Raw genomic sequence first — 25,221 nt, forward strand, 5'->3', positions numbered from 1 at the left:
TGACTATGACAGATTCTGTAAGAGTGCGATCAGCAAAAGTCGAGGCTATTGCAGAATGCTGGCCTATGATTACCGCGCTGCTGGGCGGCACCGAAGAAATGCGGGAAGAGGGCAAGACCTATCTCCCGCAGTGGCCCAATGAAGACAATGACTTTTACAAGCGTCGCCTGCAGGTTGCCACATTATTCCCGGCATTCGCCCGCACCGTTGAGGTGTTGAGCGGCAAGCCATTCTCGCGGCCGGTGACGTGGAATGACGATGTGCCAGAGAGCATTGTGGCACTGTTCGACGATATCGACATGCAGGGAACGAACCTTCACTCATTCCTTGCCAGTGTGCTTGAAGAGGCGATGGGGTTTGGTATCTGCATCGGGCTTGTCGATTACCCTCAAACCTCCGGTCAAATGACGCGCGCTGAGCAAAAAGCCAGTGGCGTTCGTCCGTACTGGGTGAAAATCTGCGCTAACAGCCTGCTTGACTGGCGTTCTGAGCGTATTAACGGGCGTGAGCTGCTTACTCACCTTCGCTTCGTCGAGTGCGTGACTGAGCAGGACCCTGCCGATGAGTTCTCTGAGGTTCAGGTTGAGCAGGTTCGGGTGCTCGACAGTGGTCGCTGGCGTATTTATCGCGAGCAGCGCAACGATACAACCGGCGAAATCAAATGGGTGCTTCATGATGAGGGCGTAACGAGCCTGAAATTTGTCCCCGCCGTGCCGGTTTACGGTAAAAAACTCGGGTTCATGTGCTCAAAGCCACCGCTTTCTGAGCTTGCCTATCTGAATGTTGAACACTGGCAGTCCAAAAGCGATCAGCAGACCATCCTCCACGTCGCCCGCGTGCCGATACTCTTCGGTAAGGGCTTTAGCCAGGATGAAGAAATCACCGTTGGCGCGGCCAGCGCTGTAATAGCGGAAAACGTCACTGCTGACCTGCGTTATGTCGAGCATACCGGCAAGGCGATTGAGTCCGGCAGCAAAGACCTTGAGCGCCTTGAAGACATGATGCGCCAGATTGGTGCTGAGTTGCTTGTAATCAAGCCTGGCAAAATCACCGTTGCTCAGACAATGGCTGAAGATGAGGCCGGTACATGCGCGCTACAGCGCATTGTGCAGGACTTTGAAGATGCAGCCGACCAGATGCTTCAGATTACTGCCGAATGGCTTTCAGAGAAGGCTGGCGGCTCGTTAACGATATATAACGACTTCGGCGCAGCTTCGCTTGCAGAGGCAACGTCTCAGTTGCTGCTTGATGCTGCAATCGCCAACGTGATTTCACGCGAAACGATGTTCACCGAACTCCAGCGGCGCGGATTGCTTAAAGATAACCTCACCTGGCCTGATGAGCTGAAGCGTATTGCTTCTCAGCCGCCAGTGCCGACGGATATCAATACCAACCTCACCGCTTAACACACGAATACCCCTACGCGCCTGGCCTAACCGCCGGGCTTTTTTATGGCTGAAATCTGCGGATGCAGAGCAGCGAACCGGGCCGGATGGCTCACAGCAAGGTTGGATGACCATAAATGAAACTTAAACTCGATGAGAACGGCCACGTGGTAGTCAGCGACGGCAAACCAGTTTATGTACACGACGATGGCAAAGAAGTTGCTTTCGACGCAGTAGGAACGGTAGCCACGATTTCCAGACTGAATGGCGAGGCCAAATCGCACCGTGAACGCGCTGAAGCGGCAGAGTCCTCTCTGAAAGCATTTGAGGGCATTGCTGATCCAAAAGCTGCTTTGCAGGCGATTGAAACCATCAAAAACCTCGACGCCAAAAAACTGGTGGATGCCGGTGAAGTGGATAAGGTCCGGGCGGAAGCCATCAAAGCCATTGAAGACAAGTACGCTCCTGTCCTGAAAGAGCGTGATGACCTTCAGGCCGCTCTGGTTAATGAAAAGGTTGGCGGCAGCTTCCTGCGGTCACAGTTCATCGCCGAGAAAATGGCAATCCCCGCTGATTTTGTTCAGGCGCGGTTTGGTGATGCATTCAAGCTGGAAGGCGATCAGGTAGTTGCCTACGACAAACAGGGCAACAAACTTTTCAGCCGCAGCAATCCCGGCGAAGTCGCTAAGTTCGACGAAGCGCTAGAAATTCTCATCGATAACTACCCCCATAAAGACCACATTCTGAAAGGCTCATCGGCTTCCGGCTCGGGCTCTCAGGGTGGTCAGGGTAGTGGCAGTTCAAAAACCTCTCTCGCCCGTTCCCAGTTTGATCAGCTTCCGCCTGCAAAACAGATGGAGCACATCAAATCGGGCGGCACAATTACCGATTAAGAAGGAAATTCATAAATGGCTAACACCCTGACCAGCCTTGTCCCAGACCTGTACGAATCGCTGGACATCGTGTCTCGCGAACTGGCCGGCTTCATCCCGTCTGTAACCATGGATGCCACCGCTGAACGTGCAGCCCTGAACCAGGCGATCCGCATTCCAATTACCCCTGCCGCGCCTGCTGAGAACGTGACTCCTGGTCAGTTGCCTCCGGACGATGGTGACCAGACTATCGGCAACATTCCTTTTACCATCACCAAATCCCGCATGGTTCCGTTCCGCTGGACGGGTGAAGAGCAGAAAGGTATCAACACCGGTCCTGGCTACGCCAACCTGCGCCGCGATCAGATCACTCAAGCAATGCGTACCCTGGTAAACGAAATCGAAGTTGACCTTGGCAACCTGGCTTATCTGTCATCTCGCGCTACCGGTACCGCTGGCACCACGCCATTTGCTACCAACCTCAGCGACACTGCGCAGGTCCGTAAAATCCTGTCTGACAACGGTGCGCCACTGAGCGATCTGCAGTGCGTCATCGACACCACCGCCGGTGCGAACATCCGCACACTGGCACAACTGACCAAGGCAAACGAAGCAGGCACCACCGCTTTGCGCGCTCAGGGTACGTTGCTGGAACTGCATGGCTTCGTGCTGCGTGAATCTGCAGGCGTTGCACGTCACACCGCTGGCACTGGCGCAAGCTATGTCACCAACGGCGCGCTGACTGTCGGCACTACCGTTATTCCTGCGCAGACCGGTTCAGGCACCATTATTGCCGGTGACGTTGTGACTATCGGCAACTTCAAGTACGTGGTTACCTCTGCGCTGTCAGGCGGCTCATTCACCATCGGCGCTCCTGGCCTGCGTGAGAACGTGGCAACCGGTTCGACTGTAACGCTGGCGGCTGCTTACACCGCTAACTTCGCATTCAGCCGCTCAGCGATCGTGCTTGCAACCCGTGCGCCTGCGCTGCCGGAAGAAGGCGATATGGCCGACGACCGCATGATGATTCAGGACCCACGCACCGGCATGGCGTTCGAAGTCTCCATGTACAAACAGTACCGCCGTGTGCGTTACGAAATTGCTGCCGCGTGGGGTGTGCAAAACATTAAACCCGCCCATACAGCGCTGCTGCTTGGCTAAATTTCGGGGGCTTCGGCCCCTGACTTTTTTCGAGAGGAAATTATGGCTGGACTGACAAGAGAACAACGCGCCGAGCGTGAAGCGGCAAAACTGGCGGAACTACAGCAGGAAGAGCTGACGCCTGAGCAAGAGCAGGAGCTTGATAAAGAGCTTGAGCAGGAAGGTGCTAATCAGATCGCTTTCGTCATGATGGTTCGTGATGAAGAAAAATACCCCGCGCCGCACACCGCTCAGGTTCACCCTGACGAAGTGCAGAATTACTACTCCGGCGGCTGGGTAGAAGACAAGAGCTAACAGGCGGTGAACGATGCTTACTGACCAGCAGAAAACAGACGTGCGACGTTATGCCGGTTATCCGATGGTTGGTGACACGCCTGTAGATGACACCCGCGACTTCGCTTATGGATGGGTTTCGCCTGGCGTATGGGAAACCCTTTTTCGTCGCCTGAATTCAATGAGCGCCTCTGAAGAGAGCGTACTGATTAACACCTACCTGACCAAGCTTGCGTTGCTGGAAACGGCGATAACTGACGCCAGCGACAATCTCGACACCGATGTGGCCGCCATCTGGACCCACAACAAAAACGAAGTGTCAGATCGCATGAACCTGTTCAACAAATGGCGTCGGTTGATGTGTTCATTCATCGGCATACCGCCGGGCCCATGGCTGGGTAATGGCGGCACTCGCGTCGTCAGGGGGTGATGCATGGATGGCAATAAAATCCAGCTAAAGATGTACAAGGGATATGCGAAGGCGGCAAGGGTGGTGGGTACGGATTACCAGCACTTCCGCCCGACCACAGCCAATAATCCACTGGATGCTGCTAATGCGCTGCCATCGCTGAAAATGACGCTGAACGCCTGCGATATGAAGTACGGCAAGCCCAACGTGTACGGCAAGGCCACCTGGTACGGCATTTTTGACGGCACGCAGGGGCAGGTTGGTGATTATTTCGTCGGCATCGAAGGTGCGCTTTTTGTTGCAGCCATGCAGCAGTTGCTGCCGATCCTTATGGTTGGCTGCAATCGAACAGTGACCATCCTGCGCCCGTCAATGGGCTCTGGTCCGGGTGCTATCGGCTACGGTGGTGACACAGCCGCAAGTGAAGTGCCGCTCATGACCAACTGGCCGTGCTCGATGCTCCAGGGCAGCAAGGGCGAGAAAAACGAGGTTGGATTGCCTGCTGATGCGAAAAACCCGTGGTTTAACGTGCTGCTTCCTTACGTCAATGGTGTGACACTCCGCACGGCAGACATCATCACTGATGACCTCGGCGGCCGGTACAAGCTAACCTCTGCCGAACTGACAGATTTAGGCTGGCGATTAACTGCACAACAGGTGAGGCCGTGATATGGCAGACGTTTACGGCATTCAGAACACGCTGGTATCGCTCATCGCGGGCGTGATTTATCCCAACGGAACGTCTCAGCCTTCTGTTTCGGGCGTGACGACAACCGTTTACGCTGGATGGCCTCAGCCAGCTCGCCTTGAGCAGGATTTAACGGCCGGCGGTTGTCACATTACCGTTTATCCACTCTCGACCGAGAAGAAGCTTACCGAATCGCTGGGAAGGCCATGGCGCACCATCTCGAAAGGTGCTTCTGGTATCACCGCCGCTGTATCGGGCCAGCAAATTACCTTCGGCGGCACGGTAACCACCCCGACCAACATCAACATTCACAGTAATGATCAGCATTACACCTACGCGGTGCAGCCAACGGACACGTTAACGACTATCGCCACTGCTTTGGCGGTGCTGATTGCGGGTGCGTCGAATGTGGGCCCGGTTATCACAATGCCGTCTACTGCTTCGTTTGAGGTCAGGATTGGCTCGAATGACACCGTCGGACGGATACTGCGCCGTCAGGAAAAAGACTTCCAGATTACGGTGTGGGCCGGTTCGCCCGATGTGCGCGCTACTGCTGCTCTTGCTGTTGATAACGGCCTTTCCGCGCTGACATACCTCAGCATGCCCGACGGCTCGCCTACGGTGCTGAGATACAAGCGCTCTCTCATCAGTGACAACGCACAGTCTTACCTTGTTTACCGTCACGACATGATTTTCTGCGTCGATTTCAGCTCGCTTCAGACCGCGCAGGCAACTCAGGTTGTTGCTCCTACGATGAACGTGAGCGACACGCATACCACTCAAACCTTCCCGGAGTAACAACATGGCCGACAATGCCAAATCAATCGAACCCGCAGAACTGGGTTACGATCTCGTCGTGCGTCACGCTTTTATGGATTACCAGATTGGTGATCGCATCAAGGATTCAGCCAAAATCCAGGAGATTTTAGCTGGCGAAATGGCCTGCTATGTCTTCAAGGCAGCAAAAGCAGACTGATAACACTCTCTGTCAACAAATGACCCGCTCACTGAGGCGGGTTTTTTATTTGGGGAAACGATATGCCCGTTTATCAAACCGGTAGCCTTAACACTACCGCGCTGTCTGCTGCCGATTTGTATGTAGGCATTCAGGCACCAAAAACACGCTACATCAACGGCGTGGCAAGTGATGGCCTGGGCCTTGTTGGTATTGCTTCATGGGGCCCGGTTAACTCCCCGGTGCTGATTGGCTCTGATACCGATCAGGCGCTTTATTTCGGCTCTCAGCAGGTTCGCAAATATGACCTGTGTACTGCCATCGCCATCTCGCTGCAGATTGGCGCCACTAACCTGAAATGCGTCCGCGTGACTGATGGCACCGACCTTGCGGCAGCCATCGCGCTGAAAGACACCGCAACGCCAACAGCCGCTACCGGCATGACGCTGACCGCGAAGTATTCCGGCACCAAAGGTAACGGCATCACTGCGAAGATTTCGACCGGTACGGCGGTAAACAGCTACAAACTGACCGTTTACTTCCCCGGTCAGACGCCGGAAGTGTTCGATAACATCACCGGTTCAGGCGCGGCGCTGTGGGCAAGCCTGGTAAGCGCGGTGAACAACGGCATTACCGCCGTGCGCGGCGCAAGTCAGTTTGTCGTGGCGACTGTTGGTACATCAACTGCGGTTCCTGACACTACTACCGTGTGGCAACTGACCGGTGGCACCGATGGCGCAACCACCATCACAGATTCTGTTCTGGTCGGTACAGACGGCACAAGCACTACCCGCACCGGTATGTACGCACTGCGCGGCGCTGGCGTCCAGATGCTGAACCTGGTTGACTTAACCGACAGCACCCAATGGCCGACAATCAACACATTCTGCCTGTCGGAAGGCACGTTCGGCGTTGTGCAGGCTGCAGCTGGCGTCACCTATGCGACACTGGCTACCACGCTCAACACGTCTGGCGTAGACAGCTGGCAGGTCAAAGTTCTGGTTGGCGACTGGGTCTACTGGAATGACACGCTGAATGGCCTGAGTGCCCGCATGTGTGCCCCGGCAACGTTTGTTGCTGCGAAATATGCCGCTCAGTCACCAAGCGTCAGCGCCCTGAACAAGCCGATCACCAACGTTGTTGCCACTCAGCGCCAACTGGCTAATCAGCCTTACAGCATCAGCGAAATCGGCGCGCTCAGCACCGCTCGCCTGGATGTCATCACCAACCCATGCCCCGGTGGAAATTACTTCGGCCTGCGCTCTGGTCGCAATGCCGCGTCATCAACCACGCAGAACGACGACACCTATACCCGTATGACCAACTACCTGTCTGCGACGCTGGCGGCATCGTTCGGCTATGTGGTAGGTGAGGGCCAGACTACCGACCTGCGCCGTAGCACCAAGGCTACCATCGAATCCTTCCTGCAAAACCTCGCTGACGAGGGGATGATTGGCGATCCGAATGGCGGTCCGGCATTCAGCGTCAAGCTCGATGCGACAAATAACCCGAGCTCGCGAGTTGCGCTGGGATATATGGTTGCTGACGTGCAGGTTAAGTATCTGGCAACCGTTCGCTACTTCCTGATCAACCTGGAAGGCGGCGCAAGCGTCAACGTGTCCGTCTCCAGCAGCGCGACCATTTAACAGTTCAACAGCCCTCCATGTGAGGGCTTTTTATTGGAGCAAGAAATGGCGCTGATTGAACTGACAAAAGGTGCTTTCGCAATCGTTGATGATGAAGACGCAGATTTGTTATCAAGATTTAGCTGGCAACTTAACTGTCAAGGGTATGCCAGTGCCAACGTGGGGGTTGGAAGAGCGCACGTTACACATGAGCGAATGCACAGAATGATCATGAGGCCTCCGGAAGGAATGGACGTTGATCATATCAATGGCAACCGTCTGGATAATCGTAAATGCAACCTTCGTTTGGCAACTAGAAGCCAAAACCTTCAAAACTCCAGAAAACGCACCGGTTGCTCTTCTAGATTCAAGGGCGTCAACTGGCTTGGCCAAAATAAGCGCTGGCGAGCCCGGATAAAGGTCTTCGGCAAAGAAATCGCACTAGGTTGTTTCATTAGCGAGTTAGAGGCCGCCGAAGCGTATAACAAAGCTGCGAAAGAACACTTCGGAGACTTTGCCAAACTCAACGAAATTTAGGAACACAATTATGCCTTTATCTAATTACACAGTCGGTCGCGACGTCCAGGTTGATATCAACACCGCTTATGGCGTCGTGACCATTCCAGTGGTCATCTCTTTTGATGCCAAGCCGAAAGTTAACCAGGTCGATGTGACTAAAATCACCGGCGAAACCGACACGCTCATGATCCCCAAAAACTGGGATGGCACCATTGAGGCCGAGCGACAGGATGCCACTCTGGATTCGTGGTGGGCGCAGTGGGAATCTGACTATTTCGCAGGTATCAACCGCGCCGCCGGCACCATCACTGAAACCATCACAGAGAACAATGGCGCTGTCACTGTCTGGCGCTATACCGGCGTGCAGTTCAACTTTACTGACCCGGGCAAGAAGCAGGGTGATCAGACCGTTCGCCAGTCATTCGCATTCACGGCTAAACGCCGCTTACAGGTAGCTTAATACATGGCTAATGTCACAGTAAAAGACGGTGCCGCAGCTGATGTTGCGGCACAGGAAGAAGCAGCAACCATCCTGAAAGACTCCAAAGGTCGTCGCATTGTTTTGCGCGAACTGGACCCACTGGAAGAATCACGCATTTTCATTGCTGTTGGTGCTGCTAATGCCGCAAACCACACTTACATGACCGGCTATGCGTTTCCGGCAGCCATGGTTGAGTCGATTGATGATGTGGATTATTCGGTTCCTACCAACCAGGCTCAGATTGACGGTCGCCTGAAGCACCTCGGAAAGGAGGGGATGACTGCAATCCGCGAGTACATGATCAAAGCGGTACGGGATGCCGGGCTTGGCGAAACGGACAGCGACGTGGAGCAGGCCGCAAAAAACTGACAGGGAACGCTGATTTTCGCAACAGATGCTATCTGATGAAAAACGGCGTTCCCTTCTCAGTTCTGTTTAAAGGCTTTGATGACCTGATGCAGCATGAAAAGCTTGCAATGCAGGTCACTCTTAGCGAACTGGACAGCGGTCAGAAGTACAACTGGACCACCGGCGAGTATGAGGAGAGGAAATGAAAGACGTATCACTTGATAGCCTGGCGTCGGCCTTTTCCTCGCTCGCCACATCAATCAGTAATGGTCAGAACGGCATAGCGCACGCGCTTGGTGAGGCGATTCGCGACCGTGCAAAGGAAAAGATTGGTGAATATCAGCCATCCAGTCACGGTTTCGATGCTTGGGCTCCGCTGGCACAATCAACTATGGATCAGCGCGTGTCAAAAGGCTTCCCGGCCAATAACCCGCTACTGAGAAGTGGTGAGTTGCGCGATTCCATCACGATGCGATCGGATGGTAACGGTGCAATAATTGGCAGCCCGCTGGATATTGCGCTCTATCAGGAAAATGGCACTGAACACATACCGCCAAGACCATTTCTTGGGCCTGCGGCAGGCGAGGTTATGGACCGCGCGCCAGAGCTGATCGTCAAAGTCATTTCAGCGAAGATGAAATAGTTTTTGCTGCCTGTTTTTTCTACTAAATGCGCCGGGCGAGTGGTAATATTCAGTTAACATAACCCAACTGGTGCTTGAGATGAAAAAGACAGGATGTTCATTGATTGCCGTCGCCATGATGGCACTCTCTTTCACTTGCAGTGCAGCATTTCACAAAGGTGAGAAGCTTCCCCTTAAAGATGGCGGAATGCTTTGCCGTTCACTTGAAGGGGCTATAGCAACCCGAGACGTCGCAATCACCAACGAGCAGGGCGGTAATGCGGACATGATTGATGCAACCAGGCATTTCTCCTGCCTGAGTTATTCAATCCGGCCTCTGACCTTTGTTAAATACGATGATTACCTAATCCCTGGTTATCCGGAAAAAGGAAAGGTTTTTGCCTCCGTCATTGAACCACGTTCTGGCGAAGTCTGGCACATATTCACCGGATTCCTCGGTAAATAGCTGAATAATTCGAATCATACAAGACCCGGCCACTGTGCCGGGTTTTTTATTGCCCATAGGATACGTATATGGACTCTCAGGCTTACCGCGTTGCCGTCCTGCTGACCCTTAACGATCAACTGAGCAAGAACCTTGCGAAAGTTGGTAAGGATGCACAAGAGTTAGGCGGCAAGTTTGATGCCATCAATAAAAGCATCCAGGCAATCACTAAAAGCTCTAACGCAGCAGCTAAAGCCATTGAAAAGCTGAATAAAAGCCTTAACAGCCAGGGGTTAAGCCAGGCAGCCAGCGCAAAATCATACGCAGATTCCATGGAAAGGGCTGCCAGAAGCTCGGCCAGTATAGCGACAACGGCGGCCCAATCCAGTGGCATGATGCAGGCAATGATTGGAGTTGCGGCATCAGGTGCGATTGCCAGGCAAATCAGAGAAGGTGATTTTCTTAAAGCATCAAGGGGTTCTGCTGGGCTTTTAGGTAGGGGCGGCTATACCTTTGACGGCAGCGCGACCAGAATTAGCGGATACCTTCCACCTGGAACTGTTGGTGCCCTACCTGCTCCATCCAGTGGCGGCGCATTAGTCGCAACCGGAGGCGGCGGCATTCGTGGTTTTATTGGCGGTGCGGTAACTGCCTGGAAGAGCCGTAAGAATGGTGGCGTGGGCGGCGGGGGAGATGCTGATTTCCCGCCTGGCGGTGGAGGTGGTGGTGCAGGAGGAGGCCGAGGAGGGAATGGTGGCGGTGGTAACGGTTATGGCATGGAAAACCTTGCCATCGCTTACGGCGGTTTCCACTTCATGCAAAGCGCAGTCGAAGCTGGGGCGGAGTATCAGACATTGCTCGCGCGATTCTCTGCCTATGGCATGGGTGATGCTGCAGTAAAAGAGGCTGACAAGTTCGCGCAGGCAACCAAGGTAATGGGGGCTTCGAAAAACGACATGCTCCGCTTCTTTGTTGAGGCGCAGGGCGTATTCCGTGAGTCTGGCGAACTTACTACCGAAGATCAGCTAAAAGGCGCACGCCTTGCGGCGCCCATGATGGCGAAAATGCAGTTTTCCATGGCGTCTATGGACCCGGCGGCAAACCACATGACGCATGCCAAAGAAATGGACATGCTTCGCTTCGTGGAGCAGGCTGGCGGCCTCAATAGTCCGGCCAAATTCAACTCCATCATGAACAACGCCTACAAGGCGGTGCAGTCATCCGGTGGCAATATCGATTTCAGCCAGTTGCGTCAGTTTATGGCGCGTGCTGGTACGTCAGCCTATAACCTCAACGATTCTGCCCTCTATGCCAAACTTGAGCCTATTATCGGCGAGATGAAAGGTGGTGCGGCGGGTGACGCCTTAATGACGGCGTATAACCGGCTGACTGGCACGATCAAGCTACCAAATCAGGTTGTTAAGCAGCTTGAGGATATGGGTGTCTGGGATAAATCCAAAATCATTCATAACAGCATGGGCGGGATTAAGTCCATTGTTGGCGGCCCTGGCTCTCAGTTGACAGACCTCAAGCTTCTCGCAAGCGACCCGGTTGAGTTCTATGAGAAAGTGATCAGGCCTAAATACGCTGCTAAGGGAATGTCTGAAGAGCAGATTCAGCTACAAAATAACGTCATTTTCGGTCGTCAGGGCGGCAAGATGTTCAACCTGATTGAGAAGCAAATGCATGTTATTGAGCTGGCTGCCAAGGCTTTTGAAAAGCAGATGGGCATAGATGATGCCAGCAGGCAGACCGCTGGAACGTATACAGGCAAGCGTGTTGACTTTGACGCCAAATGGAAGGATTTCCAGCTTGCACTTGCTCAGGATGGCGGCCTGCTTGACACCTTCACCAAAGGGTTATCAAGCCTGACCACTTTCCTGCAAAAACTGACTGAATTCAGTAATGCACACCCTAAATTCACCAGCTCTGCTATGTCGTTACTCGAAGTTGTAACGGCGCTGGCGGCAATGAAAGGCGGGGCGTGGCTGTTGAAGCATGCATTCAGTGCTTTGATATCACCGGTCACCATTTTGACAGGTAGTCAGTCCGGAAGCATCAGGCTCCTAGGTTCCGCATTGGCTGGGCTTCCCGGTATCATTGCGGCAACCACCTTTGCTGCACTATACCCAACAAGCACGGTAAGCCAGACGCAGGAAGATGCCGAAAGAGCGAGACTTGGAGCGCAAAACTCCAAGGACAACACCGGCGTCGAGATGAAGCCGTGGACACCAACCCAGGCTGACTTTGATCGTAACCACGCTGCCGATGCAACCTACAGGAAAACCGGTGTATATCCGGAAATTCCAAGTCAGCAAAGGCCGGTAATGGTCACCTCAAAAACCTACCTCGACGGCAAGCAGATCGCCGAAACCGTCACCAGTCACCAGACCAGGCAGGCCAGCCGTGCACCAGCCAGCCCAACCGGCGTTGATGCGACTATGGGCCTGTTACACCCTGGTATGGCGAGTGGTGCGTTTACTCGTTAACGGAGAGAGTTATGGCGCTTTTTGATTCACTCACATCGCTCTCTTCAACAGTCAGAAGCGTGGCTTCAGGGCTTAACCTGTCTGCCACGCGGCTGATTCTTGGCGATTTTGAGTTTCTGGATTTCGAGCTTCCTGAGCGGATAATCATCCCTGGTCGACAAAAAACCGTCACGCACCAGATGATTGGTGGCCGCCGTCTCGTTGACGTCCTTGGCGTGGAGTATGACCCAATCACCTGGTCAGGCATTTTCACCGGCGACACCACATCTTCCCGCGTTTCCATGCTGGAGCAGATGAGGGATGCAGGTGAAACGCTGACCATGACGCTGTCAGGCTATTCGTTTGACGTGGTGATCGCCGAGTTTAACCCGGCGTATGAGTTTGAATATCGCAGGCCATACAACATCACGCTGGCGGTGGTACAGCGCAACGACAGCCCGTTACAGACCGATGCGTTAACCGGCGCGCTGAATGCGCTTATCGACAGCGACATCGGGCAGGCGCTCAACCTTTCCAGCGTCATTGACGTGGATGCGGTGACATCAGCGGTCAGCACGGTACAGACTGCGGTCAGTACGGTTAAAGACTACGCCACCGCAACGGTAGACCAGGTTCAGGCAGTCGTCAGGCCCATCATCGCGGCGCAGCAGATTGTTCAGACGTCGATTTCATCCCTCGAAAACTCCCTGGGCGAAATCACCACGCTGGGCGGCATCATTCCGGGCAACCCGATATCGACGACGGTAAATAACCTGCTTACCCAGGCTGATGGCATGACCCGATTGCCCGCGCTGTATAACCTCGGCTCAGTGCTTGAGCGCGTTAACAAGAACGTGCGCACCGGCCAGACGGCCAATGGCGTCAAAAGCGTCACCTTGTCAGGCGGAAACCTTTATCAGGTGGCAGCCGACAACTACGGCGATGCGCGGTACTGGGAAAGCCTGGCGACGGTCGTCAACCTGACGGACCCTCAACTTACCGGGATCAACACCATCGTGGTACCGACAACGCCATCCACCTCAGTGAGTTAGTATGGACGTAAACAACCCGATTTTAACGCCGGGTTCAAGGTACGTTTCTGGCCGCTGCTACCTGAATAAAACGCTGGTCGACTTCAAATCGTTCGAGGTCACCAGTAACGGGTTTCGCGGGGCCAGCACTTTTGACCTTGAGCTGGCGGTTTCGGCTCTTCCACAGTCAATGCAACTGGCCTGGTGGGGCACGCAGACCACGATTGCCGTGGACCTGTGGGCGGATATCACCACGCCAGCGGGCGTGGATTCGAAAATGCTCATTCGTGGCAATATCGACACATGGGACTTTGACCCGGCGCGCTTCATCATTACCTGCAACGGCAGGGACTTTACTGCCCTGTTCATTGATGCCAAAACAGCCGGAGAGAGCTTCAAAAACTATACTTCAAGCCAGATCGCAACCATCCTGGCTCAGCGTCAGGGTCTGAAAGCGGAAGTGACAGCGACAACGCAGCGATTTGGTGAGTTTTACCAGATTGACTCCGCACACCTGACCGGCGAACAGACGGAGTGGGACCTGCTGACGACACTGGCCGCTTTGGAAGGGTTCAATGTGTGGATTGAGGCCGATACGCTTTATTTCCACCCTGAAGCCGACCAGAGCAAAGCAGATAATTATGTCATCCGCTATATGCCGCCCGGCACAGTCACGCGATATCCGCAGGCCAACGTATCTGAAGACCTGCGATTCTCACGCGCTCTGACCATTTCAAAAGGCGTCACGGTAGAGGTGATGAGCTGGAGCGCCAAAAGGAAGAATAAGCAGTTCATTGCTTACTATCCCAAGACGGCCAAGCGCACTAATCCCGGCGCGTCTACGCCGAAAACGCAGGTTTACCGCATCATCCGCAATGGCTTGTCACCGGAACAGGCTCAGGCCATGGCAGAAAAGGTTTACCGCGATATTGTCCTGCATGAGCTCAAGTTCAGTTGCTCAACGTTTGGTGACAACGTCCTGGTGCCGCGCACGCTGGTTCGCATTGAGGGCACTCAGTCGATGTTCGATCAGCTTTACTGGTGTGACTCAATCACCCGGCGCATAAGCTGGGATGAAGGCTACACCATGCGCATATCTGGCAAAAACCACTCACCGGCACTGGAGATCAGCACGCAATGATGCACATGATGAATCAGATAGCCATGCGCTCCCAGATGGCTGCAGGTGGCTTCTCCGGCACCCGGCAGGGCGTAATCACTGCTTACGACCCGGTCGAATATGCCATTAAGGTAGCGCTGCAGCCAACCGGCGAAGAAACCGGATGGATACCGCTCGGTACGCCGTGGGCGGGGAATGGATGGGGCATGGCGGCGGGCCCGATGATTGATGCCGAAGTACAGATTGACTTCGACTCAGGTCAGATTGGCGTTCAGATGGCCGGCAATCAGTTTTACAACAACGTTGACCGATGCCCCGGCCCGCCGTCCGGTGAGTTCTGGATAGTGCATCAGTCCGGCTCGCTACTGAAGTTTCTCAACACCGGGGAAATCCTCGTTTCTTCTGGAACCAAGATAACTTACGCCGCGCTTCAGCATCATTTTACCGATGGAGATGTGCTGATTGACCAGAACCTGATCGTGATCGGAAATATCTTTGACCAGAATCAGGCTCATGGCTCACTCGGAGACCTGCGCGTTAAATACAACGGACATAAACACACTGGCGTCCAGTCAGGAAGCAGCTCAACGAATACCACGGACAGCCCAACCTCATAAGGCGATAGCATGTACGACCTGTATCACTATGTCGGCACGGACATTTCCGTATCGCCGAGCGGTGACATTTTGTCTGTGACAGGCACAGAGCGCCGCAAGCAGAAGATTTTACGCCGCCTGATAACCAACCCAGGCGAACTGGTCTTTCACCCTGAGTACGGGGCTGGATTAGGTAAAAAGGTTGGCGAGAACGTCAACATCAACGAGTGGAAGGCGCTTATCCTGGGGCAGATGAAGCTTGAGGATTGCGTCGCCCGATCACCTGAGCCAACAGTAACCCTGAGCCTGATTGATAACGGCGTGGATGTTTACGTCAAATACACGGACGCCGTCAGCGGAACGGCTGAGTTTCTCAATTTCGACATTACGAGGTAGCCGTGAATCTCAATATCAAGTCATTTACCACGCTGGTCACTGACCAGGTTACGGCTATCCAGGCAAAGTCTGCGCTTTTGGTTGACCTGACAATCGGTAGCCTGCTCAGGGCGATTGTGGAGTCAAACAGTGGTGTAATTCTCTGGCTCCAGCAGCTTATAGTGAATCTTCTGGTTATTACGCGGGCTGCAACATGCTCAGGAAGCGACCTTGACACATGGCTTGCGGATTATGGCTTCACGCGGGAGCCGGCAACCTATGCAACCGGCCCCGTCACCTTCTCCAGATTTACGGCCACCAATGCCGCGTTAATTACCATCGGCTCACAAGTGACAACCAACGACGGAACGCAGACGTATAACGTCATCCTGGATACCGGAAACGCCAATTACAACGCCACGCAGGGTGGTTATGTTGTGGCCGCTGGCGTGGCATCGGTGATTGTTCCGGTACAGGCCGTCACGGCTGGGGCTGCAGGTAATGCATCAGCAGGCACTGTGACCACTGTAGTCGGTTCCATCCCTGGCATTGATACGGTAAACAACGCAAACGCCTTTGCGAATGGTGCTGATGCAGAATCGGACGACGCGGCGCGGGCCAGATTTCGGCTGTGGATTGCGTCACTTTCAAAAGCTACGTTGTCGGCGATTGAATATGCAATTGCAAGCGTAAAACAGGGCGTTTCATACAAGGTGGTTGAAAACCAGAACTATGCCGGCGCAACGCAATACGGATATTTTTATGCTGTGGTTGACGATGGAAGCGGTGCGCCTTCAAGTGCATTTTTATCATCCGTTTACACTGCGATTGACGCTGTTCGCGGCGCAACAGTCACTTTTAGCGTATTCGGCCCGACGGTTGTCACCGCGAATATCGCAATGACAATCACCACTGACCCGTCAGTAACGCACAGCGATATCGTTGCCCTGGTGAATACGGCGATCACTAACTACATCGCAACACTGACGCTTGGGCAGTCTCTGCCACTGACAAAGCTTTCTGCCGTCGCCTATGACGCAAGCACGTATGTCACCAACGTGACGAACATCACCATCAACGGATCATCCTCTGACCTTGCTGCAACCGTTAAACAGGTTATTCGCGCTGGCACAGTGGTTGTGAGCTAAGGGGAAGTAATGGCTACAGGCGATCAGTCAGATTTTGTCAGGCGCATTCAGACACTCATACCGGCACGCTGGTTCAATGACAGCAACCCGATCAGGGATGCCCTGATTAACGGCATGGCTCAAGGCCTGTCGTGGATATACTCCCTTTACCTTTATGCAGCCCTCCAGAGCCGGATAATGACCGCTACCGGGGGCTGGCTTGACCTTGTGGCCTACGATTTCTTTGGCGACAGGATAAAGCGAGGAGCGGCGCAGTCTGACAGCGACTTTCTTAACCTCATCAAAGTTAACCTGTTCAGGGAGAGGGGGACAAGGAAAGCCATTATTCAGGTACTTGAGGACCTGACCGGGGCCACGCCGATAGTGTTTGAACCTACCCGACCTCAGGATACAGGCGCTTATGGTGGACCGACTATAGGCTATGGAGCTGCAGGAGGATATGGCTCTCTCGTCATGCCTTATCAGGCGTTCGTGACCGCATACAGACCGGTAGGTGTGGGCGTACCTTATGTTGGCGGGTACAGAAGCACACCATCAGGGTACAGCACACCATCTCGTGGTGAGTATGCACCCGCCGCTAACCTTGCCAGCCTTACCGATGCCCAAATATATGCCGCCGTTGCTTCAGTAAAAATGGAAGGCACGGTCATCTGGGTGAGAATTCTTCCCTACACGGCACAGTAATCATCTAATCAACCACAAACCTCGCCCTGGCGGGGTTTTTTATTGAGAAAATCCATGGATCGTCAAATTGTCTATCCGGGCGCTATCCCGCTCGAAACCGATCTTCTTAACACCAATAAATACACTATGATTGGCCTTGCGAAACTGGCTGCCGCAGTGATGGGGACATCGACCTATGTCAGGGGTCTGGCCTGCACCGCAAGCAGCCCTGCTTCGATGCTCGTAAACGTATCCGCAGGTGAGATTTACAGCCTGCAAAACGTCGATGGTACGGCTTATTCATCTCTCGCTGCTGACACCACACACTCTATCCTGAAGCAGGGTATTGTGATGGACAGCGCATCATTCACCCTCACCGCCCCTGGCACATCGGGATACAGCATTAACTACCTGATTCAGGCCACTTACACCGATACCGACAGCGGTGCGACAGTTCTTCCTTATTACAATGCCAGCAACCCATCTGTAGCATGGAGTGGCCCAAACAACAGCGGCACAGCGCAGAACACGGTAAGATCTGGCGTATGCACACTGTCTCTCAAGGCTGGGGTTGCGGCCACCACAGGTACGCAGGTAACACCTTCCCCTGACGCTGGATTCACCGGCCTGTATGTGATTACGGTGGCGCAGGGAGCAACCACAGTCTCAAATTCAAATATCAGTGTATATGCTAACGCACCTTTTTTGCCTTCTGCAGGGGTCATTGATGGCATCCAGCGCAATGTTTTGCGCTACGGCTCAGATACCGGATCGGCTAATGCCTATGTGGTAAACATCAACCCGGGAATTGCATCGCTGACAGCAGGAATGGAGGTGCTTTTTCGGGCCACCAACGCGAATACGGCGACAAGCACGCTGAATGTCTCAGCTCTGGGTGCGTTCCCTGTACTTAATCAGTACGGCGCCACGTTAACGGCGGGAGAGATTGCTGCAGGCAGTCTGGTCCGTGTTATCTGGTCAGCGGCAGCAACGTCATGGTTTGTTCTGGACTCGACAGGCGCGATACCAACCGTTCCCACAGCGCCAAGTACGTCTAACAGCACGCAGGCTGCGTCCACAGCTTTTGTTAAAACGGCTATAGCAAATCTTTCGCTGGGTAACGCATCAACAAGAACTGTCGGTAACGGCAGCTCCACTCAAATACCAGACATGTCGTACTGGACTGGAAGCTCAGGCTGGAGAAAGGCCCCTGATGGCTTTATTGAGCAGTGGGGTATTTCTGGCTCAACTACAGACTCAGTCAACGTTACCTTCCCGGTTCCATTTACCTCTGGTGTTTATTTTGTGGGTGAGCATGATAATGGCGGAGGCACAAGCCTCACTTTATGGCAAATAAACTCGATTACATTGAGCGGTTTTCAGGCAAGGAATATTGGCAGGTTGGTCAAGGCTGACAGTGCAGTCGAGCCATCTATTTCAGCTAACTGCATTTGGTTTGCGAGAGGTAAATGATGACATACGTATTTTCCCCATCAAACAAAAACTTTTACCCCACAGAACTTGAGGCTGAATACCGCAAAAGCAACACCTGGCCAAGTGATGGAATTGAAGTATCTGATGATGTATTTAACCAGTTCAGTGGCACACCACCAGAAGGTAAAACGAGAGGGGTGGGAGCAGACTCTATGCCAGCATGGGCCGATCTCCCAGCAAAAACAAATAATGACCTTTATAAGGAAGAGTCCGCTGCATTAAATCTTAAATATAAAAATGATGTTAATACACTGAGCGAATCTTATGCCACTGCCGCCCTGGCAGACGGCCCATCTCAAAACACAAAACAAACGGCAATTTACCAGCAATATCAAAGCCTGAAAGCGCAGTATGTAGCAGACAGCAATGCGCTAAAGGTTAAATACGGGGTGTAAGATGGACGAAAAACCTGCAACAACAGGCTATGTATTACCTAAGTTCTGCCCTATCTGTGCCGAAATTATGCAAACCTCCACACTGACCGTAGACGGCGTCACTTTCGATATCTGGAAGTGCCCTGAGTGCGGCTACGAGGAAGCCAAGGACTGAGCAGGGGCCAGGGATGGCCTTGATCGAACCAGACACCCGGGCACTAAATTATGCTTTGGTTATTCAGTCCTTCGAAAATTTCCTTCCCATATTTATCAAAGGTATTTCTATATATCTGTGCAGGAATTCTGCAATCAACAAAGATAAAGAAGTGATAGCCAGGAAAGTTAAAACGCCATTATGTATTTCATACCCGAAACGGAACTTTAACATAGGTATAAATGTCAATAAAACGGCATGAGAAAGATATAAAGAGTAAGAGACATCACCAAGCCACATCATTACTTTACTTTTCGGCTCCCCTTCAATCCTGCAAAGCAAAAATGAAGAAAATATGATTGCAGCATAAACGCCCATCCCCTCAAATCCATGCCTTTCAATTCCAGAATAATCCATAAAAACATAAGAAGCAGATACAATCAATAAAGCGGTGAGTATCGATATGTTTACCTTTAAGTGCTCTTTATTTGCCTTATAAATTGAGTATAAAGCCATTCCGAAAATGAACTCTAACATCAAAGGTGATGATAATGTCGACATGAAGAAATATTTTAATCCACCTCCTACACCATCATATTCAGAGACCAGAAATAATTCCCCGTAATTAAAGTACTGAAATGAGAGCATAAGTGATGCAATCAAGAAAGAACACACCATGACCCTGTGCTTGTGACTTATCAACATGGATATCATAAACATCAAATAAAACACGATCTCATAGCTAAGAGTCCAGGCCGTGAAAATTACGGAGTAACCAAAGGTTGGTGCTGATTTACCGTAATCGAGATTGATCAAAAGCATTGAGCGAAGAACCTGCCCAGTCGGGAAGTTGTGCATGATCAAAACAACAGAAGCTAAACACACCCAGTAGACGGGAATGACCCTGAAGATACGTCTCAGAGCAAAGGTCTTAATCGTTTGCTTCTTCTCTGTAGAAGCGGCAATGATGAAGCCACTAATCATAAAGAAAATATCAACACCAATACTTCCCTTACTGAAAAGTATGTTACCTATTTCTGGCTGATCGTAAACGCCATTGAGAAGAAAACGGCAGTGGTACATCACCACGATAAGCGCTGCAATGCCCCTTAGGTAATGCAATGAAAGTATCATCAAAGCTGCTCCATAGCTCTTTACTTAAATTTATTGTGAGAATCGACGCCTATCTTAGCAGTACACCCAAAAGACAAGCTTAACTAATTTGGCTTTGTTTGATTCACGTCATGGTAAATGCGATGAATAACAAAACTTCGACCCTCCATGCCTTTACAAAACTCCTGCCACTCCCCACTTGATCAATCACGCAGATCGATATTACTGTAATTATATACAGTATTTTATCGGAGCTATCGTCATGCCACGTTACGGAGACATAAGGATTTCATTCCACGAGGCAATGCGGCGCAGCGCTAAGATGGGTGTAACCGTCTCAACATCTGACTTCGTTGCGGAGCTTGCTAAACGCAACTGGGAGATGAGCCACAGGCAGGCCAATGAGTGGATAGCGCAGAACGTGATGACATTCAGAGACCAGTCACCGGACGAGGGCGAGAACAAGCTCTGGCAGCGTTTCTACCACTACGGGGAGTATTGATATGGGATTTCCTTCACCGGCGTCTGACTTCGTTGAGAGCCGCATAGATTTGAACAGGCTGATGATTCACCGGCCGTCATCTACCATCCGCATTGAAACGCCGAGAGGATTTGCGCTGGTAGACAGTTCCATCACTCCGGCAGTGGGCAATAAGGTCGCCTGGCAGGTTGACGGCTACCCGATGATTGGGAAGTTCTTCAGAACGGGAATTGTGACGGAAGAGGGGGAGACGATTGACGGGGAGTCACTGGAAGGTGTGGTGATGCTCGGCGTGGTGACGCATGAAATCCTGTCTGTGTATGAGGCTGACTGGATGCCGGTTTGAAGCGGTTGGTATTTGGGATTATCATGAATCACAGAAACGACCAAAAATTCGGGGTAAAATTTTATTTAGTACAGGTGCTAGTACATAAAATTTTAACCGGATAAAATAATAAAACGTAAGTTATTGTTGGTAAAAGAAAATCGACATTAAGCAACTCATCTACCTCTGCAACCTCGAACGCGAACGCCATTTTGGCCGTGCCGCTGAGGCGAGTTTTGTCAGCCAGCCTACCTTATCAATGCGGTTAAAAAATCTGGAACGCGAACTGGGGTTATCCCTGATCAACCGCAGCAATAACTTTGCCGGATTCACGCCAGAAGGGGATCGGGTGCTGGCCTGGGCGCGGGAAATCGTCTCCGTTTATCAGGGGCTGAAGCTGGAAGTCGAGTCACTGAAACACGGCGTTAACGGCACATTGCGGCTGGGTGTGGTACCGCAGTGCAGCGTGTCGCTGGCCCAGCTGCTCAAAGCGGTTCAGGTGCGCTATCCACAACTCGATTACCGTATTGCCGTCCTGAGCGCCGACCAGCTGCTGGAGGCGCTGAACAGTCATACGGTCGATGTCGGGATTGGTTTTTTTGAAATGGCGACGCTGCGTGAACTGCATTTTCAGGCCGCGTTGCTGGCGGACCGTGGCGTTGAAGCGGTGTTTCATCCCGGACATTTTCAGCACTTAGGCGAGGTTGAAAGCCTGGATCTGCCAACGCTGGCCCGTCAGCCGCTGTGTCTGGCTGAACCCACGCGCTATTTTCGTCGCTATCTGGATATGGCGCTGCGGGAGATGTCGCTGATGCCGCGCGTGGTGGTAGAAAGCGCCTCCATTATGCAACTGCTGCAGTGTACGCAGGTCGGGTTGGGCGTACTGGTTTCGCCACGCGGTCATCTGCTGCCCGCGTCTTTACACGGACTGGAACAGCGGCCTGTCATAATGCCAAAGATGGCGCGCCAGGCGGCCCTGGTGGTCGCTGAACCGGGTCGGGCAACGCCGCTGGCACAGCACTTCTATGACGAAGCGCGCAGTCATCTGGATCTTTAGCGCGCCTCACCACAGGCATAAAATAAACGGCTGTTCCAGTTTGCCCGCGCGATGGCCTGGATAAGCGCGAACTGATCGGCAACGGACCAGCCGGATTCTTGCAATGGCTGGAGATCGGCGGCGCAAAAACGTTCTGGCTGACGGGTCAGCAGGGCGGTTAACGCGCTGACCGCCCGGTCAGCGTCGGTCAGGTTAGCATTATCAACGGTGCCAGCCTGGCCGCTACAGGGCGTTAACGAAGGTGGACGCCAGCGATTTCCCAGCAGGCTGGCCGCTGTAGCCTCAACCCGGGCGGTGAAGACCGTCTCCTCCTGATGATTCAACCTGTACCAATGCTCTAATAACGCCGGTGCGTGCGCCAGCAACCAGAGGGCGTCCTCTGGCGCAGACGATGTCTGGCATTGCGCCACGGCCTTATGCTGCGCCTCGCTGGCATAGCGGGGCTCAAGCGGTTTCAGGACCGGCTGCCAGACGCCGGGGGCATCGGTGGCTGGCGCATCCGGTGCAGGTGACATGCCGGGGATCCAGCGTACCGGCATGTTCAGCAGAGCATGAATACCGGCGATCACGCGTGCCTGGTAACAGACAAAGCCGACCAACTGATTAAGCGTGACAATATCGGCTTCGCTCAGACCTGCGGCGTGAAGGGCGCGCACACTGTCGGCAGTAATCAGAGTGGGTTGCATGGCCAGCAGTCGGGCGTACTGGGTAATTTGTGTCAGGCGGTTATTGCTCTCGCGCGACGAGTCAGGGCCAGGCAGAGGATTGAGTCTTGCAGAGTAGTGATTGCAGAGCCGCTGAATGCCCGTAACCTGCGCCACGGTCAGCGCGCTGCTTAACCGATCGTAAAGCGTCAGCGTATGGGTCAGCGTAACGTCAACCTGGTCGGGAAACAGCAGGTCAACAATCTCATGAGCAATCTGAATGGCGGGTTGTCCGGCCTGCAACAACGGCTGAACAGAAGAGGTTTCCTGCGCTAACCCCAACAAGAACCGATCGTCGATATGCGCTGCTTCAGGAAAAAGCGGGGCAGCCGGAACGGTACGCGGACAGGTCTGGCTCTCGTAAAACCAGTGATCCTGGCCAGTATAGCGGCGTTGTTGCATCATCAGTCCTTTTGCAAAATCTGATGCGGCACATGCGGGACAGAGTCAGTGAACCGGTCGCAGGCCGCAGGGCTGACTTATCCTCGCCCACGGGCAGGGTACGGCAAAAGACCGATCGGTGATAATTAATAGCAATAAGGAATAACGAGGGCGCGGGCGGGGAAGGACAGGGCGAGCAGCGCTCGCCCATGAGGAAACTTATTTCAGTTCCAGTTCGTTCATCGCGGCGATGCTGAAACCGCCGTCGACGTGAACGATCTCGCCGGTGATACCACCCGCCAGATCGGAACACAGGAAGGCCGCAGAGTTACCCACGTCTTCGATGGTCACGGTACGGCGAATCGGGGTTACCGCTTCACAGTGAGCCAGCATCTTACGGAAATCTTTGATGCCTGAAGCCGCCAGCGTACGGATTGGACCGGCAGAAACGGCGTTCACACGCACGCCTTCTGGTCCCATGGCATTGGCCATGTAACGTACGTTTGCTTCCAGAGACGCTTTTGCCAGGCCCATTACGTTGTAGTTAGGGATAGCGCGCTCTGCACCCAGGTAGGACAGCGTCAGCAGCGCTGAGTTGGGGTTCAGCATCGCACGGCACTCTTTTGCCATGGCAACAAAGCTGTAGGCACTGATGTCGTGCGCAATTTTGAAACCTTCGCGGGTTACGGCATTCACGTAATCGCCATCCAGCTGGTCGCCTGGGGCAAAACCAATTGAGTGAACGAAACCGTCAAATTTCGGCCAGGTTTTTGCCAGCTCAGCGAACAGGGACTGGATGCTTTCATCTTCTGCAACATCACATGGCAGTACGATGTCAGAACCCAAATCTTTGGCGAACTCTTCCACACGACCTTTCAGTTTGTCGTTTTGGTAGGTGAAAGCCAGTTCTGCGCCCTGTTTGTGCATCGCCTGTGCAATACCGTAGGCGATGGAAAGTTTACTGGCAACACCAGTAATCAGAATGCGCTTACCGGAAAGAAAACCCATAGCTGTAATCCTTATGGTCATGGTAGTTGGCGGTCGCGTTGTTTAAATAATAGACGACCGACGTTAATCGACGTGCGGATTCTAGCACGTCTGCCTTAAATCAGGAAAACTGCGCACAGTTTTCCACAAAACCCCGAAAAATCAACGCTGGCGTTGCCACGCTTCGGCCGTTAACGCTTCGCCGAAATGGCTGTTGATCAGACGTTTGGTCAGATCATGCAGCGGAGAAGCCAGCACGTCGGCCGTCCCGCCGCGTTCCACGACTTCGCCCTGATGCATGACCAACACTTTGTCGCTGATATGCTTCATCATCCCTAAATGTTGCGTCACGTAGATGTAGGCGATGCCGTGTTTTTCCTGCAGCTCCAGCATCAGGTTGACCAGCTGTGAGCGCATGGTCATATCCAGTGAGGCTAGCGCTTCATCTGCAATAATCACTTTGGGTTGCAGAATTAATGCCCGCGCCAGGCCCAGACGCTGTTTTTGGCCTGGTGCCAGCATATGCGGATAATAACCGGCATGGTCGCGCAGTAATCCCACCTGACGCAGCGTGCCAATGATGCGTTTCTCGCGCGCCTCGGCGTCAAGATCGGTATTCAGGCGCAGCGGCAGCTCCAGAATCTGACTGACGCGCTGCCGGGGATTAAGCGACGTAGAAGGATCCTGGAAAATCATACGGATGCGCTGGCTACGGTAGCCATAATCCCCAAAGCTCAGCGCATGATCGTCAATAATGATTTCCCCCTCCGTTGGGGCAACGGTGCCGCTGAGCATTTTTGCCAGCGTTGATTTGCCGGAGCCATTTTCGCCGATGATCGCCAGCGTCTGCTTCTCCCGCAGCGTGAAGCTTACGGACTTCACCGCCTCGACATGCTGACGGCGAAACAGACCGGTACGATAACGAAACGTTTTGCTGAGATTGCGCACTTCCAGTAGCGTTTCCATG

Annotated in this window: 32 protein-coding genes; 28 read left to right on the forward strand and 4 right to left on the reverse strand. The window is 53.2% G+C overall.

Translation table 11 applies throughout. The features are described from left to right. The first annotated feature begins 5 nt into the window (after positions 1-5). The 25 genes from F7Q90_RS08595 to F7Q90_RS26630 all read left to right on the forward strand — a co-directional run bounded on the left by F7Q90_RS08595 (position 6) and on the right by F7Q90_RS26630 (position 19,227). Positions 6-1,406 carry a DUF4055 domain-containing protein gene (locus tag F7Q90_RS08595; RefSeq protein WP_249042812.1) on the forward strand — a complete coding sequence of 467 codons (1,401 nt, stop codon included), beginning with the start codon at positions 6-8 and terminating at the stop codon, positions 1,404-1,406. A 116-nt stretch (positions 1,407-1,522) separates the two neighbouring features. Then, a complete protein-coding gene (locus F7Q90_RS08600) occupies positions 1,523-2,278 on the forward strand; it encodes a DUF6651 domain-containing protein (RefSeq protein ID WP_151160819.1) in 756 nt (251 codons plus the stop codon). A gap of 15 nt (positions 2,279-2,293) precedes the next feature. Next, positions 2,294-3,418: a P22 phage major capsid protein family protein gene (locus tag F7Q90_RS08605; protein ID WP_151160820.1), complete on the forward strand. Its 1,125-nt coding sequence runs from the start codon at positions 2,294-2,296 to the stop codon at positions 3,416-3,418. 42 nt (positions 3,419-3,460) lie between these two features. Then, a complete protein-coding gene (locus tag F7Q90_RS08610; RefSeq protein ID WP_151160821.1) occupies positions 3,461-3,712 on the forward strand; it encodes a hypothetical protein in 252 nt (83 codons plus the stop codon). Positions 3,713-3,725: 13 nt separating this feature from the next. Next, a complete protein-coding gene (locus F7Q90_RS08615) occupies positions 3,726-4,121 on the forward strand; it encodes a hypothetical protein (protein WP_151160822.1) in 396 nt (131 codons plus the stop codon). Between the two features lie 3 nt (positions 4,122-4,124). After that, entirely contained in the window at positions 4,125-4,769 is a 645-nt protein-coding gene (locus tag F7Q90_RS08620) for a hypothetical protein (protein WP_151160823.1), read from the forward strand. A 1-nt stretch (position 4,770) separates the two neighbouring features. Continuing rightward, the gene (locus F7Q90_RS08625; protein ID WP_151160824.1) at positions 4,771-5,586 is read left to right on the forward strand and encodes a hypothetical protein; all 816 of its coding nucleotides are present in this window, start codon (positions 4,771-4,773) and stop codon (positions 5,584-5,586) included. Positions 5,587-5,590: 4 nt separating this feature from the next. Continuing rightward, the gene (locus F7Q90_RS26620; protein ID WP_170283809.1) at positions 5,591-5,764 is read left to right on the forward strand and encodes a hypothetical protein; all 174 of its coding nucleotides are present in this window, start codon (positions 5,591-5,593) and stop codon (positions 5,762-5,764) included. A 62-nt stretch (positions 5,765-5,826) separates the two neighbouring features. Next, positions 5,827-7,389, forward strand: coding sequence for a phage tail protein (locus F7Q90_RS08630; protein WP_151160825.1), 1,563 nt, complete (start codon positions 5,827-5,829; stop codon positions 7,387-7,389). Positions 7,390-7,434: 45 nt separating this feature from the next. After that, positions 7,435-7,905, forward strand: coding sequence for an HNH endonuclease (locus tag F7Q90_RS08635; RefSeq protein WP_151160826.1), 471 nt, complete (start codon positions 7,435-7,437; stop codon positions 7,903-7,905). A 10-nt stretch (positions 7,906-7,915) separates the two neighbouring features. Further along, positions 7,916-8,347 (forward strand): hypothetical protein, encoded by a 432-nt coding sequence (locus F7Q90_RS08640; RefSeq protein ID WP_151160827.1) that lies wholly within the window; start codon positions 7,916-7,918, stop codon positions 8,345-8,347. A gap of 3 nt (positions 8,348-8,350) precedes the next feature. Continuing rightward, a complete protein-coding gene (locus F7Q90_RS08645) occupies positions 8,351-8,737 on the forward strand; it encodes a hypothetical protein (protein WP_151160828.1) in 387 nt (128 codons plus the stop codon). A 35-nt stretch (positions 8,738-8,772) separates the two neighbouring features. Next, complete coding sequence (locus F7Q90_RS26625; RefSeq protein ID WP_006119513.1) at positions 8,773-8,922, forward strand: hypothetical protein; 150 nt, start codon at positions 8,773-8,775, stop codon at positions 8,920-8,922. Next, complete coding sequence (locus tag F7Q90_RS08650; protein ID WP_151160829.1) at positions 8,919-9,359, forward strand: HK97-gp10 family putative phage morphogenesis protein; 441 nt, start codon at positions 8,919-8,921, stop codon at positions 9,357-9,359. Before F7Q90_RS26625 ends, F7Q90_RS08650 begins: the two co-directional genes overlap by 4 nt. A 79-nt stretch (positions 9,360-9,438) precedes the next feature. Next, a complete protein-coding gene (locus F7Q90_RS08655; protein WP_151160830.1) occupies positions 9,439-9,804 on the forward strand; it encodes a hypothetical protein in 366 nt (121 codons plus the stop codon). A gap of 68 nt (positions 9,805-9,872) precedes the next feature. Further along, positions 9,873-12,272 carry a hypothetical protein gene (locus F7Q90_RS08660; protein WP_151160831.1) on the forward strand — a complete coding sequence of 800 codons (2,400 nt, stop codon included), beginning with the start codon at positions 9,873-9,875 and terminating at the stop codon, positions 12,270-12,272. 11 nt (positions 12,273-12,283) lie between these two features. After that, complete coding sequence (locus tag F7Q90_RS08665) at positions 12,284-13,303, forward strand: hypothetical protein (protein ID WP_249042813.1); 1,020 nt, start codon at positions 12,284-12,286, stop codon at positions 13,301-13,303. A 1-nt stretch (position 13,304) separates the two neighbouring features. After that, on the forward strand, positions 13,305-14,423 hold the full coding sequence (locus F7Q90_RS08670; protein ID WP_151160832.1) for a phage late control D family protein: 1,119 nt from the start codon (positions 13,305-13,307) through the stop codon (positions 14,421-14,423). Between the two features lie 5 nt (positions 14,424-14,428). Then, positions 14,429-15,019 carry a phage baseplate assembly protein V gene (locus tag F7Q90_RS08675; RefSeq protein ID WP_249042814.1) on the forward strand — a complete coding sequence of 197 codons (591 nt, stop codon included), beginning with the start codon at positions 14,429-14,431 and terminating at the stop codon, positions 15,017-15,019. Between the two features lie 9 nt (positions 15,020-15,028). Then, positions 15,029-15,394, forward strand: a complete 366-nt coding sequence (locus tag F7Q90_RS08680; RefSeq protein WP_151160834.1) for a phage tail protein — start codon at positions 15,029-15,031, stop codon at positions 15,392-15,394. A gap of 2 nt (positions 15,395-15,396) precedes the next feature. Then, positions 15,397-16,521, forward strand: coding sequence for a baseplate J/gp47 family protein (locus tag F7Q90_RS08685; protein WP_151160835.1), 1,125 nt, complete (start codon positions 15,397-15,399; stop codon positions 16,519-16,521). A 9-nt stretch (positions 16,522-16,530) separates the two neighbouring features. Beyond that, positions 16,531-17,205, forward strand: coding sequence for a hypothetical protein (locus F7Q90_RS08690; protein ID WP_151160837.1), 675 nt, complete (start codon positions 16,531-16,533; stop codon positions 17,203-17,205). A 54-nt stretch (positions 17,206-17,259) separates the two neighbouring features. Further along, complete coding sequence (locus tag F7Q90_RS08695) at positions 17,260-18,657, forward strand: gp53-like domain-containing protein (RefSeq protein ID WP_151160839.1); 1,398 nt, start codon at positions 17,260-17,262, stop codon at positions 18,655-18,657. Next, positions 18,654-19,073 (forward strand): tail fiber assembly protein, encoded by a 420-nt coding sequence (locus F7Q90_RS08700; protein ID WP_151160841.1) that lies wholly within the window; start codon positions 18,654-18,656, stop codon positions 19,071-19,073. Before F7Q90_RS08695 ends, F7Q90_RS08700 begins: the two co-directional genes overlap by 4 nt. A gap of 1 nt (position 19,074) precedes the next feature. After that, the gene (locus tag F7Q90_RS26630) at positions 19,075-19,227 is read left to right on the forward strand and encodes a hypothetical protein (protein WP_170283810.1); all 153 of its coding nucleotides are present in this window, start codon (positions 19,075-19,077) and stop codon (positions 19,225-19,227) included. A gap of 63 nt (positions 19,228-19,290) precedes the next feature. Here the strand turns inward: F7Q90_RS26630 and F7Q90_RS08705 are convergent, their stop codons facing one another. Continuing rightward, complete coding sequence (locus F7Q90_RS08705) at positions 19,291-20,340, reverse strand: acyltransferase family protein (RefSeq protein ID WP_249042816.1); 1,050 nt, start codon at positions 20,338-20,340, stop codon at positions 19,291-19,293. Positions 20,341-20,641: 301 nt separating this feature from the next. Here F7Q90_RS08705 and F7Q90_RS08710 point away from each other — a divergent pair, with 301 nt between their 5' ends. From F7Q90_RS08710 to F7Q90_RS08720, 3 genes are all read left to right on the forward strand, one after another. Then, entirely contained in the window at positions 20,642-20,821 is a 180-nt protein-coding gene (locus F7Q90_RS08710) for a DNA polymerase V (RefSeq protein WP_249042815.1), read from the forward strand. 1 nt (position 20,822) lies between these two features. Continuing rightward, entirely contained in the window at positions 20,823-21,146 is a 324-nt protein-coding gene (locus F7Q90_RS08715) for a S24/S26 family peptidase (RefSeq protein WP_151160847.1), read from the forward strand. Between the two features lie 139 nt (positions 21,147-21,285). Next, positions 21,286-22,182 carry a LysR family transcriptional regulator gene (locus F7Q90_RS08720; protein WP_033741802.1) on the forward strand — a complete coding sequence of 299 codons (897 nt, stop codon included), beginning with the start codon at positions 21,286-21,288 and terminating at the stop codon, positions 22,180-22,182. Here the strand turns inward: F7Q90_RS08720 and F7Q90_RS08725 are convergent. The 3 genes from F7Q90_RS08725 to sapF all read right to left on the reverse strand — a co-directional run bounded on the left by F7Q90_RS08725 (position 22,179) and on the right by sapF (position 25,220). Then, a complete protein-coding gene (locus F7Q90_RS08725; RefSeq protein WP_006119312.1) occupies positions 22,179-23,288 on the reverse strand; it encodes a carboxymuconolactone decarboxylase family protein in 1,110 nt (369 codons plus the stop codon). The genes F7Q90_RS08720 and F7Q90_RS08725 overlap by 4 nt on opposite strands. Positions 23,289-23,486: 198 nt before the next feature. After that, a complete protein-coding gene (fabI, locus tag F7Q90_RS08730) occupies positions 23,487-24,275 on the reverse strand; it encodes an enoyl-ACP reductase FabI (RefSeq protein WP_006119311.1) in 789 nt (262 codons plus the stop codon). Between the two features lie 141 nt (positions 24,276-24,416). Continuing rightward, positions 24,417-25,220 carry a putrescine export ABC transporter ATP-binding protein SapF gene (gene sapF, locus F7Q90_RS08735; RefSeq protein ID WP_006119310.1) on the reverse strand — a complete coding sequence of 268 codons (804 nt, stop codon included), beginning with the start codon at positions 25,218-25,220 and terminating at the stop codon, positions 24,417-24,419. Position 25,221 lies beyond the last annotated feature (1 nt).

The organism is Pantoea stewartii subsp. stewartii (assembly GCF_008801695.1).
Taxonomy (GTDB): Bacteria; Pseudomonadota; Gammaproteobacteria; order Enterobacterales; family Enterobacteriaceae; genus Pantoea; species Pantoea stewartii.